The sequence below is a fragment of the uncultured Marinococcus sp. genome, from assembly GCF_947493875.1.
Classification (GTDB): domain Bacteria; phylum Bacillota; class Bacilli; order Bacillales; family Marinococcaceae; genus Marinococcus.
On the sequence record NZ_CANLSU010000002.1, the window covers coordinates 477,352 to 491,933 of the forward strand.

The window sequence follows — 14,582 nt, forward strand, 5'->3', positions numbered from 1 at the left end:
ATTTAATTCCACCAAGGAGGGGCCTGATGAGCGATTTGTATTTTGATACTCCTGTGATTCTTTTAGATATGGACGGGGGAGCCAAAGAAGAAGTATTGCGGACTATGGCACAAAATTTAGTGAACAACGGACTGGTAAAACAAAGCTTCGTAGAAGCGGTAATCCAAAGAGAAAATGAGTATGCTACCGGCCTGCCGACAGGCGACATTGCGGTTGCTATTCCTCACACAGATGTAGAGCATGTACAGCAAAAAGCAATCAGTGTGGGAATACTGAAGGAGCCCGTCGACTTTGTCATCATGGGTGACGACACAGAAACGGTTCCGGTCAAAATCGTATTTATGCTTGCCATGGACGAGGCGCACTCCCAGCTGAAGCTTTTGCAGCAGCTTATGCAGGTGTTTCAGGACCAGAGTGTTTTAAACGAACTCATCAGTACATCTGATGAAAAACAGATCAAACATATAATGGAAGAGAAATTGGATGCGTTATCACTTGAAGGAGGTGAAAAATAATGGCAAAAAAACAAGTATTAGTAGCATGTGGAGCAGGCGTGGCAACTTCCACAGTTGTTAACGGTGCTATTGAAGATATGGCTAAGGAGCATAAATTATCGGTAGATCTTAAACAGATTAAAATAGCGGAAGTAGAAAGCTATGTTGATACTGCTGACTTACTGGTAACGACAGCTACCATCAAAAAGGAATACCCGTTTCCGGTAATCAATGCACGTTCATTCCTCACAGGAATTGGAATGGAAGATACCAAGCAGGAAATTCTGGATGAATTGAAAAAATAACAGCAGTCCCGGTTTCCTTTTTCATCAGGGAAGCCGGGCTCATTACTACAGGTATGAGGGGGAAGTGGCATGCAGGGATTTGTAGATCTTGTACAGGGGTTTTTGGCTCTGGGAGCAACAGTAATTTTACCAGTTGTTATCTTTTTGCTCGGTTTATTATTCGGGCAGAAGCCGGGGAAGGCATTCCGTTCCGGTTTAACAATTGGGGTAGCATTTGTAGGGATATTTCTTGTTGTTGACTTACTGGTTAATAACTTAGGGCCGGCAGCGCAGGGAATGGTTGATCGATTAGGAGTTAACCTGGATGTAATTGACGTCGGCTGGCCGGCGACATCATCTATTGCCTGGGCTTCTACGGCAGTAGCAGCATTTATTATTCCATTGGGACTGCTTGTAAACGTTGTCATGCTTTTGACAAAAACGACGAAAACAATGAACGTGGATATTTGGAACTTTTGGCACTATACCTTTATGGCTGCGGTAGTATACACCGTATCTGACAGTATTATTCAAGGACTTATTGCTGCAGTTATCTTTCAAATCGTGACCTTGAAAATTGCTGACTGGACCGCACCGATGGTGGAAGACTTTTACGAGCTTCCAGGGGTATCAATCGCAACAGGAAGTACCGTATCGTACGCCCCGGGTATTTTTCTCGTAAAAGGTCTGCAGAAAATCCCTGGTATCAACCGACTCAGCGCAGATCCTGACAGTATTCAAAGACGGTTTGGCGTGTTCGGCGAATCTATCTTTATCGGCTTGTTCCTCGGTGTAGCAATCGGTGCCCTGGCTGGCTACAGTGTAGGGGAAGTAATTGAAATCGGGATGGCTATGGCCGCCGTTATGGTACTGATGCCACGGATGGTTAAGATTTTGATGGAGGGCTTAATGCCTGTATCAGAGTCAGCCAGAAACTGGTTGAACAAACACTTCAGCAACAAGGAAATTTATATCGGCCTGGACGCAGCGGTTCTTTTGGGCCACCCATCCGTTATTGCAACTGCACTAATTCTTGTCCCAATCACAGTTGTGCTGGCAGTATTTCTGCCTGGTAACGCTCTGCTTCCTTTCGGGGACCTTGCGACAATTCCATTTGTTGTTGCGTTTATCGTCGGGGCAGCGAGAGGTAACATTATACACTCTGTGCTGGTAGGTACCGTGATGATTGCACTCTCGCTTTACATGGCTACAGATATTGCAAACGTATTTACGACAATGGCTCAAAACGCTGATTTCGACATGCCTGAAGATTCCGCACGGATTTCAAGTATTGACCAGGGCGGAAACCTGATTAACTGGCTCATCTGGAGATTCTTTGAACTGTTTAATTAAACCTCTCTCAAGCAGAACATACATGAAAATTAACACACCGGGAGGATGAAAGCATGAAAGCATTGGTGAAAACCGATTTAGAGCATGGAAGCATCGAAGTACAGGAAAAGCAGGAGCCGACGCCCGGGAAAGACCAGGTAAAGATCAAAGTAAAGTATGCAGGTGTCTGCGGCACAGATATCCACGCCTATGAGGGCCATTACAAAGTTAGTGCGCCGGTGACGCTTGGACATGAATTTGCTGGTGAAGTCGTAGAAGTCGGAGAGGGAGTCAGCGACTTTAAGCCCGGAGACCGGGTCACCTCAGAAACGACGTTCTATATTTGCGGTGAGTGCCGGTACTGCCGGGCTGGCGACTACAACCTATGCAGCTGGCGCAAGGGGCTTGGCAATCAGTATGACGGAGCGTTTGCGAAGTACTTAATTGCCAGGAAAGCAAGCCTTCATCATCTTCCGGAAAACGTTGACTATCAGTCTGCTGCGATGACAGAGCCGCTTGCCTGCACACATCACGCGGTAGCTAAAACAGAAATCACGGACGGTGATATTGCAGTAGTTATCGGACCGGGACCAATCGGCCTGTTTACTGCTCAGGTGGCTCAGAGCCGGGGAGCCAAAGTTATTATAACTGGCCTGACAAATGATAAAGTACGTTTGGAAAAGGCGAAGGAGCTTGGAATTGATTACGTTGTTAACTCGCAGGAAGAGGATCTTCATGAATTCGTCAACAGCGTAACCGATGGGTACGGGGCAGATATCGTTTTCGAATGCTCGGGAGCTGTGCCGGCGGCCAAGCAGGCAATCGGGCTGTTACGGAAAAAAGGACAGTACGCCCAGGTAGGGATTTTTACGACACCGGATATTCAATTTGATTTTGACAAAGTGATTCAGAAAGAAATTCGTGTAGTCGGCAGCCGGAGCCAGAAGCCTGCAGACTGGGAGCCTTCGCTTGAACTGATGAACAGCGGACTTGTGAATGCAAGGGCAATGGTCACTCACGAATATGACATTACGGAGTGGGATAAAGCCTACCAAAAAATTAAAGACGGTGAAGCTATTAAAGTACTGCTTACCCCTGTGGATTAATATCAGCCGGAAGTAAATATTGACCATGGGGATTAAAAAGACAGGGAGCTCTAAACAAGAAAGGCTCCCTGCCCGCTGTCAGCGGAAAAATATATTGAAAAGGTAAGGAGGGACACCATGACAGAATTAATGCTTGATTTTATGCTGGGTCCAATGCGTGTAATCGGGGAGTTCTATTTTGACCACCAGATGATTTTTAATCCACTGATTGTCGGAGCGGCGTTAATTAAAATATTGTTTGGAAAGAAAAAGGCAAAAAATGAACCAGCCAATTCAGAATCGTAATATCGTTACTTTGAAGGGAGAAAAACATGAAAAGTCTTAAACTATACGGACAGCAGGACCTCCGATTCGAAGAAGCTTCAAAGCCGGTAATTGAAAACGCTGATGATGTTATTATCAAGGTGAAAGCTGCAGGACTTTGCGGTTCCGACATTTCCCGCTACAAAAAGCTGGGCCCGTACGTGGAAGGCATGATTTTCGGTCATGAATTCGCAGGGGAGGTCGCAGAAACTGGACACGGAGTATCACATGTACAAAAAGGCGACCGCGTGGCTGGGTGCCCAACATTTCGGTGCGGGAAGTGTCTGAGCTGTCAAAAAGGAGAGCCGTCCCGCTGTGAAAACCTGACTGTAATTGGCGCCCGCCACCCGGGGTCCTATGCAGAATACGTTAAGCTGCCGGCTGAAAATGTTCTGCCGCTGCCTGAACAGGTGGACTATAATACCGCTGCCCTTGTAGAACCAGCCGCTGTGGTAGCCCATGGGTTTTACCGTACAAGCATCCAGCCCGGGGCGGAAGTGGCCGTAATGGGATGCGGAAGTATCGGCCTTCTGGCTGTGCAGTGGGCAAAAATATTTGGTGCGAAAAAAGTGTATGCGATTGATATCGATGATGTAAAGCTGCAAACCGCGAGGGAAGTTGGCGCGGATGTATTGATCAATTCAAGTCAGCGTCCAGCCCATGAACAAATAGAGGAGCATACAGGCGGATACGGAGTGGATCTTGCAGTGGAATCTGCAGGAGCGCCTGCGACCTCTGCCCAGGTGCTCGCTCTTCCAAAAAAGGGAGGAGAAGTTGTGTTTATGGGGATTCCGTACGCGGATATCACGATTGAACGTTTTTATTTTGAACGCATTGTGCGTAATGAACTGAGGATACTGGGCTCCTGGAACGCTGTATCGTCGCCGTTTCCCGGAAAAGAATGGACGTCCGCGCTGCACTATATGAGCACCGGCCAGATTAATGTTGAGCCGATGATCTCCCATACTCCCGGTCTTTCGGACGGACCGGAAACCTTCAATAATTTAATTAATGGAAAAGGAAATTATGTAAAGGTCGTTTTTCACCCGGAAAAATAATTAATTAGATAAAAGCCAGGCTGCGCCCCTCTCCCGGGACCAGCCTGGCTTTTATCTTTTATTGCTCCTGTTCCGGGAGGCGGGCCAGTAAAACGTCACAATCGGCCCGGTGCACGATACCCTCCGAAACGCTGCCGAGGAAAAACCGCTCTGTCGTATTCAGTCCGGAGGCACCAACGACAATAAGATCGGCTTTATACTTTTTAGCCAGATCCTCCGCAATAACGACCTTGGGAGCACCGTGGTGAAGCTCTGCTTCTACATGTTCCAAGCCTGCATTCAGCGCCTTTTCCCGGTATTCCTCAAGCATCTTTTCGGAATAGCTTTCCATTTCGATAAATAGCCCGGTGTCATGCTGCTCCATGGAGGTGAGCACGACTGAATCAATAACGTGCGTGATCAGAACAGCCGCATTTTCTTCCATTGCCAGGGCGATTCCTTTGTCAAAAGCATGAGCTGCTTCCTTAGAGCCGTCAATAGCAATAATGATCCTTTTATAATCGCTGCCTGCATCCTTGTTTCGGACGACGAGAACGTCGCATCTGGCATTGCGTACGATCCCGGTGGAAACACTTCCCATAATGAATCGTCCAACCGTTCCTGCTCCGGAGGCGCCGGTAATAATCAGGTCTGTCCCATACTCCGGAGCGAGCTCTTTGGTAATAATAGCTTTTGGCGCACCCGTTTCCATTACTGTCTGAACATCTACGCCGGAGCCTTCAGCCTCTGCTTTGTATAAGTTTAACAACACCTTGCCCTGTTCTCCCGCCGTTTCCATGATAGTTGGTATATACTGAACCAGGCGGTTTAGCGTTCTGTACTCTACAACATGGGCCACCGTCAGCTGGCTTAGATGTTTTCTGGCCAGTGAAAGACCACGACGGAATGCCTGCATGGATTCATCCGAACTGTCAACAGCTGTGAGAATATTCTGGTAATGTTTGATCATGGTAACGCCCCGCTTTCTTTAAAAAAGTAGATTTTCGAGCACGAAATGATCGGAAACAAAAGCGAAATATTTCTCTATCTATTTCTATTATGAAACATATAAGCAAAGAACTCCACTGTATAATTTGGCAAAAAAAGTACAATAGTAAAACTGAAGATAGTGCTATAATAGAGATAGAACTAAAATACCCGGGCTTTCGGAAGCGAAATTATTTCTGGCAGTGACCGTTGTTGACGATGATGGATAGGGGGCAGGCAAAATGGAAAAAAGGTACAATCGTATTTTAGTGGCAACAGATGGATCGGTGGAAGCTGAATTTGCACTGAAAAAAGGCATTGCGCTCGCCAAAGCGTATGATTGTTCATTGGGAATCTGCTACATTATCGACTACAACCATTACAGCCAGGCCCGGCTTCATACTACGGATTTATTACAGGCATCAAAGGAAAAAGGGGAAGAAATTATTGCTGCCTGCAGAGAGGAAGCCGAAAATGCAGGGCTCACAGATATAACCGTGTTTTTAGAAAATGGATCTCCGAAAACTACTATTCCCAAGGATATTGCGAAAAGGTTTAAAGCAGACTTGATTCTTTGCGGGGCTTCAGGGATAGGCACATTTGAAAGATTTATTGTTGGAAGCGTTTCCGCGGGAATCGTAAGAAATGCAGAATGTGACGCCTGGGTGGTTAGAAATAAACGAGATATTGAAAAATACAACAGTATTCTGATCGCAGTAGATGACTCCGAAATGTCAGCCAATGCCTTTCGGGCCGGGCTGGCGATGGCAGAGGAGGAAGAAGCGAAGGCCGTGGTTACCCATGTTATTCATACACCGCTCGTTTCATCGGTAGAAAAAACAAGGGGCAATGTCATTGAAATATTTAAGAAAAACGGCAGGAATCTGCTTGAAATATACCGGGAGCTTGCGTTAAAAAGCAACGTTCCCCACGTTTCGTTTGCTTTGGAGTACGGTTCACCCAAAATGGTAATTCCAAAGGATGCTGCGGAAAAATATGAGGCAGACTTAATTGTCTCCGGGGCTTCCGGAGTCAGCAGTGCCGAACGGCTTCTTCTCGGAAGCGTCGGGGAAAGCATCGTCCGTAGAGCGGAATGCGACGTTCTCGTTGTCAGAAATGAACACATTTAAAATGCTTTCCAAAGTTTAGTTTAGCAGTGAAGCTGGCCTATACCGCAGGAAACCCGGCTGGACGGCAGCCGGGGACTTATTCAATTGATTACATCAATCACAAAAGCCGGGTATCCATTATGGGTACCCGGCAAATGCTTTCCTATTCTCTTACGTTGTGAATCCATGCTTTGTCCTGATCCATCATTTTCTTCGCTGCTGCAATTGTAAGGAACTGTATAATAATTATTGGCAGCCCCATGAGGCCTGAAAGAACTTCAAGCGGAGGAAGACCTCCAATTCTCATTAAGATTAAAGCAAGTGTGGTAATGAGGGCAGCGACCACAATACGAAGGAATTTAGAAGGCTCATTTTTACTCATGTCTTCCGTGCTTGCATACGCTGAGATAGTATACGTCGTAGAATCAAGAGTCGTAGTTAAGAAAATCAATGCGACAACCATAAAGATGATCAAAGCAAGACCAGAGAGCGGCAGCGTAGTTAAAATTTGCGGTATAGCTGCTATACTGCCCTGATTTTCCACGATGTTAAGCACGTTGAGGTTGCCATTTAAAAACCTGTCTACACCGAGGCCGCCGAGAACTCCCGTAGCTACCCAGGAGATAATCGTTGGAGCGGCGAGATACGTCATGATCATTTCTTTAATGGTACGCCCCCGAGAGATCTTTGCGGCAAATACGCTGTGCAGCATTGCCCAGGTGGCATTGTAGGCAAACCAGAATACGGTGTTACTCTTTATATAGCTGGCCTCTCCGGAGGAAAGGGCTTCAGTGTAAAAGGAAATGTTAATATAGTTAGTCATAAGAAATCCGAGGCTGCCGGTGAAATAATTCAAAATAAATATTCCCGGGCCTGCCAGCATAATAAACAGAGCAAATATCCCCGCCAGGTACATATTAAACGTACTAAGGCGTTTGATCCCCTTTTCGATCCCGAGATAGGCGCTTAGAGAAAACATGAACACCCAGACGAGTGTTACGATCAGTGTAAGGCCAAAGCTTATTTCGATTCCAAGCAGCTCTGCGAGGTTGTTGGTAATGATCGGGGAACCGAGCCCGAGCGTTACGGCAGCACCTGCAAGAATGCTGATCAGGAAAATAACGTCTAAAAATTTACCGCCAAGTCCATCGGTAAACCGATCACCAAAAAGGACGCGGCATGCTTCAGAAATACGCATTAACGGACGTTTGCGCACATGAAGAATGTAGGCCATCGCTGGCGCCGCCATAACGAAAATAGCAAATGTTTGAAAGCTCCAGAGAAACATACTGTAGGAGTTCCCCCACATCAGGGCCTGTGTGGAACCGGCTTCGACGCCAGTTGGCGGGTCGCTTGCTACGGAGGTCCACTGCACCATTCCGGTACGCATAATAGTGGAGCCGAGCCCCATAGCAATTAAAATCGACGCGTATTCAAATAGTGAAAAACGCGGTTTTTCCAACGGATCCCCCAATACAACTTTTCCGTATTTGGAAAAAGAGAAATAAAGTCCGGCAGCAAGAAGTATTAAACCATACCAAAGATAGCCCCATGTAAATACTTCCACAATGGTATCAAAAATTCCATTTAAAACCTCCATGCTTCGTGTCTCGTACAAAGCAAGCGGTATACAGATTGCAATAATGATTAAAAGTGCCGGTACAAAAATCCGATAATCAATCAGCTTTAATTTTGACTGCTGATTGTTATTCTGTTCACTCATTGATATCCCCCTTTTTATTTTGTTTTTTCATGATGGCTGTGAAAATTAAGAAATGCAGGAAGCAAATAAATCACAATAAATCCATATGAAAAATATCAATAATCCTCTCCTTCCTCAAAAAACAGTCAAGTAAACTAAAACATGAATTTTATTTACCTATTTAATTTTAAAAATGACGATTAAAAAAAGCAGTGCCAACATAGCCCTGCTGAAGTAATCATAGTATGTAATTTTTTATAAAGGCAAAATCTCCTGATTAGTTAATAAAGAAAAACTAAGCCCGGAATCCTGCTTCAAAAATTCTTATCAAGGGAAAGAAAATAAAAAGAATTAAAATAAAAGGAGCGGGTACTAATGGCGGCAATTAAACCTTTTCTTATGTTTCAGGGGAATGCAGAGGAAGCACTCAATTATTATGAGAGCCTGCTTGATGAAGCAAAAATTGTGAGTTTAAGCAGATACGGTCCGCATGAATCCGGCAAAGAAGGAAATGTTATGCAGGCCGTGCTTTCGCTGCAGGGGCAGGAATTCATATGCATGGACAGTAACGTGAAGCACGATTTTACATTCACACCCTCTTTTTCGCTTTTTGTTAACTGCGAATCCGACCAGGAGATTGAGTATCTGTATAACCATCTCTCCGAAGGCGGCAAGAAGCTGATGGCTTTAAAAGATTACGGATTCAGTAAACGCTTCGCATAGATCCAGGACAGATTTAATGTTTCGTGGCAACTGAACCTGCCGTCTGATTAACAAAGGGCCAATATGAAAGGTCTGTTATAACTGAAGAGTGTACCTTGAAAGAGCTTTTCTGTTTTTCATTTATTGATTGTAGATAAATACAGCATCCCTTATAATAAAAACATCAGTATCAATAGGGTTTTTGGCAAATTTTGAAAGCGTATACAATTAGTGTTTATTGTAATACAGTTTATATCACCAATAGAAAGCAGGAGAGCTGGAAATGAAAGAAAAAATTCAGAATGAATTGCACGCAGTGCTGGAAGGGCTTCCGGAAATGAAGTTTTCCAGCCGCGAAGAAATCAGGAACAGCCGTGTGTTAACGAAACAGGCATTTGAGGGAGAGGCCCCCATCAGCCGAAGCAAAGTGAGGATTACAGATAAACATATTCCCGGCCATGAGGAAGGACAGAATATAAGGGTTCGTATATATGAACCGGTTATGCCGGTAAAAACAATTTCTCCAGGCTTATACTGGATCCATGGAGGCGGATATTTGAGCGGCACACCGGAAATGAATGATGAGCTGTGCGAAAGGTTTGTGCTCGAAGCAGGCTGTGTGGTTATTTCTGTGGCTTACCGGCTCGCCCCGGAATATCCTTTTCCGGCCGGAGTGGAGGACTGCTATGCTGGTCTCAAATGGGTGGCCGGGCACGCCGGCGAACTCGGAATAGATGAAGAGCGTATTGGGGTAGCCGGGCATAGTGCCGGCGGGGGATTGACAGCAGCTGTCTCTCTTATGGCAAGAGACCGGGGCGGCCCGGCGATAGCTTTTCAAATGCCGCTCTGTCCAATGCTTGACTATAGAAATGTCACTGTTTCAAGCCGGGAAATCACGGATACAAGGGTATGGAACTATTACTCCAACCGGGCAGCATGGAAAGCTTATCTCGGTGATCATATTGAAAACGTTCCCGCCTACGCTTCTCCAGCTCAGGCAGAGGATTTTTCTAGTCTGCCGTCTACTTATACAATGGTGGGGAGTGCGGATCCGTTTCGGGATGAAACGATAGAATATATTACGCGGTTAAGCCAGGCGGGGGTGCAGGCAGAATTTCACCTGTACCCGGGGTGCTTTCATGGCTTTGAAGGCATTGCCCCGCAGGCAGAAGTCAGCCAGCGGGCGGTCAGAGGATATATAGATGCTTTAAAGAGAAATCTGTAACAGCTGGGTAGTAATAGCCTGCAACGATTTTATAAACGCTCCGGACATTGCTAATATTGTTAGTGATAAAGTATTTGCAAAAAGGAGGAAATATAGTGTGGGGAATTAGAATTAAAGAAGACAAGGAGCATATTGTAATCAAATGGATGCTTTCTAGAATAAAAATACCCAAAAATACTATCACAAACCTTTATTTTGACAATACTTACAGCGGAAAAGAAGCTGATGCTGTGAGAATTGGTATCCCGGGAGGCACTATGCGCCAGCTTTTTATTGAAACAACGGCAAAAAATTATGTGTTATTTACATATAATGAACAGCAGTATGCCCGCAGGATCCAGAAGATGATTGAAGAAAATAATAACACCGTCTAAGAGCACAAAGCCTCCTGAAGCCTTCAGGGGGCTTTATTAGTTGATCGGAATGCTGAGGCATGAAATTAGGTCGTTAGTAGAAGGTTGAAGGCTTCGTGGAAAGGTAATGATATAACTAAGATAAAAAATCAAAAGGGAAAATCCGCCACGGTGATAAAACACTCATCTATAAGGAGATGTTAATCGTGTTAGTTCTTCCTGGACGAATAGTAAAAATCCGTATTTCATTAGAAGATCAGGCTTCGGGGGAGAAAAAAGATGGAAAATACACCTTTGGGTTTCAATTTCCGCAGTGGCAGGGTAAAGGACGATATGCTAATGGTGCGAAAAAAAGAGCGCGCATGATTTTTTATGTAAAAGATGAAAATGAACAGCTGATGTTTCAATATTCAATTACAGAAATTCAGCGGCAGGATCACTGCGTGATTTCGACAAGATATGAAAAGAGGATTCCTGAAGAATTCCAAAAAGACATCCGGCAGATTATTATTCATTTTGTCTGAATAAATACAATAATATATTCTCGATGGAGAGAATTGAAAAGAGGGATTGCATTGGCTGAAAAGGAACAATCATCAGAGGAACAGGCAAATGTCGTTATTACAAATGAGGACGGAGAAGATGAAGAAGTAGACCTTTATATGATGAGCGTAAAAGATATAAAAGCTCTCGCCAAAGAAAGCGGCCTCGAATTATCTTCTACAAAAAAACAGGACATGATTAATGAAATCATGAACGAAGTGGAAAGCGAAGGCAGCGGGGAAGAGCAGGAGTCGGAAGACGAAGAAAACCAGGAGCAGCAGGAAGAGAAAGGCGAAGAGCTTCCTGAGGAGGAAGAGCAGGAAGAGCCGAGCAGCGAAAATGAAGAAGAGGGTTCCTCCTCAGAGGAAAAACAAAACCAGGCAAACGTTATTGTTACAAATGAAGATGGCGAAGATGAAGAAATCAATTTATATACACAGAGTACAGAATATATTCAGGCTCTTGCTGAAGAGAGCGGCCTTGAGCTCTCTTCCACAGATAAAAAAGGAATGATTGATGAAATCATGGACGAGGTTAACAGCAGTGAAGGCGGGGAGCAGCCCGAAGAAAATACAGAAGAGACTTCTGAGGAACAAAAGCAGGAAACAGCAGGCAGTGAGGAAAATACGGATGAAGATTCTTCAGAAGTGCAAAGCAGTGAAGAAGAAACGTCAGGTGAAGAAGAACAGGAAGATCCTGCTGCAGAAGAAGACGAGGAAAACGAAAACGCAGACTCTTCGCAGGAGCAGGAGAGTTCGTCAGAAGATCACGAAGAAGAAACAAAAGAAAACAGTGGTAAAGTAGAGCAGGAAGAACCAGCGGCCGAAGAGGAAAATACAAAAGAAGAGTCTTCGTTTATTTCTGAAGAAGCAACCAGCCAGCTTCTCGAAGACGTAAAGCATTCGTTGATTGACGAATTAAAAGATGATTTATATGAAGACGTAAAACAGGAGCTCGTCCAGCAGCTGCGCAATGAGCTGCTCGGTGATTCTGAAAGCGATCTGTTGAATGAAATTAAGTCTAAGGTCATGGAAAGCGTCAAAAAAGACTTGAACAGCGCACTTGCAAAAGATGAATCTGCATAAAAAAAGCCCGGGCCCGGGCCTTTTTTTATGCTTATACTGAATAGATACTCCTCTTTGATGTTTAATATGCCCGGTTAAAAGGAAAAGCTTAACTTGTGGTTAAAATAGATGTTCATCAATCACCCCAAACATCGTCGTTTAGCTTAAAACCACAAGGAGGCTTCACTAATGAGTAGATTTACGATTCCAAGAGACATTTATTTTGAAGATAATGCGCTTGAAGTACTGCGCACATTTGAAGGAAAAAAAGCCACGCTCGTTATCGGGGGCGGCTCTGTGAAGAAGAACGGTAATTTAGACCGCATTCAGGAGCATCTTGCTGCAGCAAATATTGAAACTGAAGTTCTGGAAGGATACAATACAGAACCGACCGCAAAAATGGTCAAAGAAGGTGCAGAAGAAATGCGTTCCTTCGCACCTGACTGGATTATAGGCATCGGCGGCGGTTCTGCAATGGACGCTGCTAAAGCGATGTGGCTCTTTTATGAGCATCCTGGTCTTTCCTTCGAGGATGCCACGAAGCCATTTGAATTGCCGCGTCTCCGCCAAAAGGCGAAATTCGCCGGCATTCCTACGACGAGCGGCAGCGGCTCTGAAGTTTCCAACCTTTCAGTAGTGGCAGACGAAAAAACAAACGTCAAGTATCCGCTTGCAGACTTTGGCCTGACGCCGGATATTGCTATTATTGATCCGATTATGGTGGAGGATCTGCCAAAGCATATTGCCGCTTACACGGGTATGGATGCTTTCACCCATACTATTGAATCTTACGTAGCTAAACCGCGCACCTTATATACTAACATTCTTGCTCTCGGCGGGGCAGAAGTGATTAAAGATAACCTAAAAGCATCGTATAATGGCGATCATGAAGCCGGTAAGCAGATGCACAGCATTCAGGCTATGGCCGGGATGGCATTTGCGAATGCGGTGCTTGGTAATGTGCACAGTCTTGCTCATAAAAGCGGACCTACGTTTGATATTCCCCATGGCTATGCCAATGCGATTTACCTTCCGTACGTTATTGAGTTCAACCGTGCAGTGGTAGAAGACCGTTATGCAGAAATCGCGCGCCGCCTGCATTTACAGGGGCAGACAGATAAAGAATTGACAGATTCGCTTGTAGAGTATATTTTTGAACTCAATAAAGATTTAGGATTGGCGGTAACACTTGAAGAATTTGGTGTTTCTGAAAAGGATTTTGAAGAACACCTGGATACAATGGCTCAAAATGCACTTAGCGATCCGTGTACCGGCACCAATCCGCGGGAAACATCCTTCGAACAGATGAAGGACTTGTTTAAAGCTTCGTATTACGGTAAAGAAGCTCTGGTAAAAGGCTGAGTATAAAAGGAAAAAAGACAAACCGGAAACCCCGATTGCTTCGGGGTTTTTTCCTTGGGTACTGATCCTGTAGCAGAGGTCAGGAGAAGGAGAGATGTGTTATGCCGACAGAACAAAAGCTCGGGGCAACCGACCGGCAGTATAAAGAACCTCCAGAGGTGGTACAGGCGTTTGGAGAAAACGGACGTAACCACTTAAGTAAGGAATTCAGAGCGCAGTTTCTGCTGGCGATACTGGCAGGGTCTTTTATGACCTTCGGAGCGGTTTTTTCAATTCTTCTTGCAACAGGCGTAGAAGCGAAAGGGCTATACTATCTGCTGTCAGGACTTGGTTTTACGGCAGCCTATGTAATGGTATTTCTATCCGGTGCTGTATTGTTTACAGAGATTAATATTCTGCTTCCGAGTTATTTATTTCGAAAGCCGAGTGTTTATCTTATGCCTATTGCAAGGTTCTGGCTTGCTACTTATATCGGCAATATTGTCGGGGCATTATTTGTTGCCGCAGTCATCCAGCTTTCCGGGTCCTTGACGCCGGAATTTTACGGAGAACTGCAGGTGTATTTATCGGATAAAATGAAATTTAAAGAATCTGGCGGCATCGGCTGGTTCCAGGTCGTTTTGTCCGGTATTCTGGCTAACTGGTTAATCGGCATGGCATCGTTTCTCACGACAGCCGCAAGAGATGTTACAGGAAAGGTAGTGGCGACTGCGCTTCCGGTCATTCTATTTGTGGCGGGTAATTTCCAGCACAGCGCGGCGAACATGGGCTACTTCAGCATGGGGGTATTTGCAGAAACTGAGCATGCCTGGTATGAATACCTGTTGTTTAATTTAATCCCTGCAAGTATTGGGAATTTAATCGGTGGTGCCCTTCTTGTTTCTCTGCTGTTCTTGTTTGCCTACAGGGAAGAACTTCGTGATAGCGACGGTATTGAATAGAAAAAACTGCTCCTGAAAAAGGGGCAGTTTTTTATGGG

The 14,582-nt window shown here is 45.0% G+C and carries 16 protein-coding genes; 14 read left to right on the forward strand and 2 right to left on the reverse strand.

The window, feature by feature from the left end:
• Window positions 1-26 precede the first annotated feature (26 nt).
• From Q0757_RS05285 to Q0757_RS05310, 6 genes are all read left to right on the forward strand, one after another.
• The gene (locus Q0757_RS05285) at window positions 27-515 is read left to right on the forward strand and encodes a PTS sugar transporter subunit IIA (protein WP_298785316.1); all 489 of its coding nucleotides are present in this window, start codon (window positions 27-29) and stop codon (window positions 513-515) included.
• Complete coding sequence (locus Q0757_RS05290) at window positions 515-799, forward strand: PTS sugar transporter subunit IIB (protein WP_022794068.1); 285 nt, start codon at window positions 515-517, stop codon at window positions 797-799. The genes Q0757_RS05285 and Q0757_RS05290 overlap by 1 nt, the downstream gene beginning before the upstream one ends.
• A 69-nt stretch (window positions 800-868) precedes the next feature.
• Entirely contained in the window at window positions 869-2,131 is a 1,263-nt protein-coding gene (locus tag Q0757_RS05295; protein WP_298785317.1) for a galactitol-specific PTS transporter subunit IIC, read from the forward strand.
• 53 nt (window positions 2,132-2,184) lie between these two features.
• Window positions 2,185-3,216, forward strand: coding sequence for a zinc-binding dehydrogenase (locus Q0757_RS05300; protein WP_298785318.1), 1,032 nt, complete (start codon window positions 2,185-2,187; stop codon window positions 3,214-3,216).
• Window positions 3,217-3,333: 117 nt separating this feature from the next.
• Window positions 3,334-3,501 carry a hypothetical protein gene (locus Q0757_RS05305; RefSeq protein WP_179124082.1) on the forward strand — a complete coding sequence of 56 codons (168 nt, stop codon included), beginning with the start codon at window positions 3,334-3,336 and terminating at the stop codon, window positions 3,499-3,501.
• Between the two features lie 26 nt (window positions 3,502-3,527).
• On the forward strand, window positions 3,528-4,577 hold the full coding sequence (locus Q0757_RS05310; RefSeq protein WP_298785319.1) for a galactitol-1-phosphate 5-dehydrogenase: 1,050 nt from the start codon (window positions 3,528-3,530) through the stop codon (window positions 4,575-4,577).
• Window positions 4,578-4,635: 58 nt separating this feature from the next.
• On the opposite strand, the gene Q0757_RS05315 is transcribed toward Q0757_RS05310, so the two are convergent.
• Entirely contained in the window at window positions 4,636-5,526 is an 891-nt protein-coding gene (locus Q0757_RS05315) for a universal stress protein (protein ID WP_298785321.1), read from the reverse strand.
• Between the two features lie 259 nt (window positions 5,527-5,785).
• Between Q0757_RS05315 and Q0757_RS05320 the strand changes: the two genes are divergently transcribed.
• A complete protein-coding gene (locus tag Q0757_RS05320) occupies window positions 5,786-6,673 on the forward strand; it encodes a universal stress protein (RefSeq protein ID WP_298785322.1) in 888 nt (295 codons plus the stop codon).
• Between the two features lie 142 nt (window positions 6,674-6,815).
• Here the strand turns inward: Q0757_RS05320 and Q0757_RS05325 are convergent, their stop codons facing one another.
• Window positions 6,816-8,375: a BCCT family transporter gene (locus Q0757_RS05325; protein WP_298785323.1), complete on the reverse strand. Its 1,560-nt coding sequence runs from the start codon at window positions 8,373-8,375 to the stop codon at window positions 6,816-6,818.
• A 354-nt stretch (window positions 8,376-8,729) separates the two neighbouring features.
• On the opposite strand from Q0757_RS05325, the gene Q0757_RS05330 reads away from it, so the two are divergent.
• From Q0757_RS05330 to Q0757_RS05360, 7 genes are all read left to right on the forward strand, one after another.
• A complete protein-coding gene (locus Q0757_RS05330; RefSeq protein ID WP_298785324.1) occupies window positions 8,730-9,077 on the forward strand; it encodes a VOC family protein in 348 nt (115 codons plus the stop codon).
• Between the two features lie 262 nt (window positions 9,078-9,339).
• On the forward strand, window positions 9,340-10,281 hold the full coding sequence (locus Q0757_RS05335) for an alpha/beta hydrolase (protein ID WP_298785325.1): 942 nt from the start codon (window positions 9,340-9,342) through the stop codon (window positions 10,279-10,281).
• A gap of 95 nt (window positions 10,282-10,376) precedes the next feature.
• Entirely contained in the window at window positions 10,377-10,655 is a 279-nt protein-coding gene (locus Q0757_RS05340; protein ID WP_298785326.1) for a hypothetical protein, read from the forward strand.
• A gap of 185 nt (window positions 10,656-10,840) precedes the next feature.
• Window positions 10,841-11,158, forward strand: coding sequence for a hypothetical protein (locus Q0757_RS05345; protein ID WP_298785327.1), 318 nt, complete (start codon window positions 10,841-10,843; stop codon window positions 11,156-11,158).
• A gap of 51 nt (window positions 11,159-11,209) precedes the next feature.
• Window positions 11,210-12,262, forward strand: coding sequence for a Rho termination factor N-terminal domain-containing protein (locus Q0757_RS05350; protein ID WP_298785328.1), 1,053 nt, complete (start codon window positions 11,210-11,212; stop codon window positions 12,260-12,262).
• 168 nt (window positions 12,263-12,430) lie between these two features.
• The gene (locus tag Q0757_RS05355) at window positions 12,431-13,603 is read left to right on the forward strand and encodes an iron-containing alcohol dehydrogenase (RefSeq protein ID WP_298785329.1); all 1,173 of its coding nucleotides are present in this window, start codon (window positions 12,431-12,433) and stop codon (window positions 13,601-13,603) included.
• Window positions 13,604-13,704: 101 nt separating this feature from the next.
• The gene (locus Q0757_RS05360; RefSeq protein WP_298785330.1) at window positions 13,705-14,544 is read left to right on the forward strand and encodes a formate/nitrite transporter family protein; all 840 of its coding nucleotides are present in this window, start codon (window positions 13,705-13,707) and stop codon (window positions 14,542-14,544) included.
• The last annotated feature ends 38 nt before the right edge of the window (window positions 14,545-14,582 follow it).

What these genes read in the sequence shown, in the direction of transcription:
- Q0757_RS05285 (WP_298785316.1), top strand. Translation starts at nt 27, where the DNA reads ATGAGCGATTTGTATTTTGATACTCCTGTGATTCTTTTAGATATGGAC.
- Q0757_RS05290 (WP_022794068.1), top strand. Translation starts at nt 515, where the DNA reads ATGGCAAAAAAACAAGTATTAGTAGCATGTGGAGCAGGCGTGGCAACT.
- Q0757_RS05295 (WP_298785317.1), top strand. Translation starts at nt 869, where the DNA reads ATGCAGGGATTTGTAGATCTTGTACAGGGGTTTTTGGCTCTGGGAGCA.
- Q0757_RS05300 (WP_298785318.1), top strand. Translation starts at nt 2,185, where the DNA reads ATGAAAGCATTGGTGAAAACCGATTTAGAGCATGGAAGCATCGAAGTA.
- Q0757_RS05305 (WP_179124082.1), top strand. Translation starts at nt 3,334, where the DNA reads ATGACAGAATTAATGCTTGATTTTATGCTGGGTCCAATGCGTGTAATC.
- Q0757_RS05310 (WP_298785319.1), top strand. Translation starts at nt 3,528, where the DNA reads ATGAAAAGTCTTAAACTATACGGACAGCAGGACCTCCGATTCGAAGAA.
- Q0757_RS05315 (WP_298785321.1), bottom strand. Translation starts at nt 5,526, where the DNA reads ATGATCAAACATTACCAGAATATTCTCACAGCTGTTGACAGTTCGGAT.
- Q0757_RS05320 (WP_298785322.1), top strand. Translation starts at nt 5,786, where the DNA reads ATGGAAAAAAGGTACAATCGTATTTTAGTGGCAACAGATGGATCGGTG.
- Q0757_RS05325 (WP_298785323.1), bottom strand. Translation starts at nt 8,375, where the DNA reads ATGAGTGAACAGAATAACAATCAGCAGTCAAAATTAAAGCTGATTGAT.
- Q0757_RS05330 (WP_298785324.1), top strand. Translation starts at nt 8,730, where the DNA reads ATGGCGGCAATTAAACCTTTTCTTATGTTTCAGGGGAATGCAGAGGAA.
- Q0757_RS05335 (WP_298785325.1), top strand. Translation starts at nt 9,340, where the DNA reads ATGAAAGAAAAAATTCAGAATGAATTGCACGCAGTGCTGGAAGGGCTT.
- Q0757_RS05355 (WP_298785329.1), top strand. Translation starts at nt 12,431, where the DNA reads ATGAGTAGATTTACGATTCCAAGAGACATTTATTTTGAAGATAATGCG.
- Q0757_RS05360 (WP_298785330.1), top strand. Translation starts at nt 13,705, where the DNA reads ATGCCGACAGAACAAAAGCTCGGGGCAACCGACCGGCAGTATAAAGAA.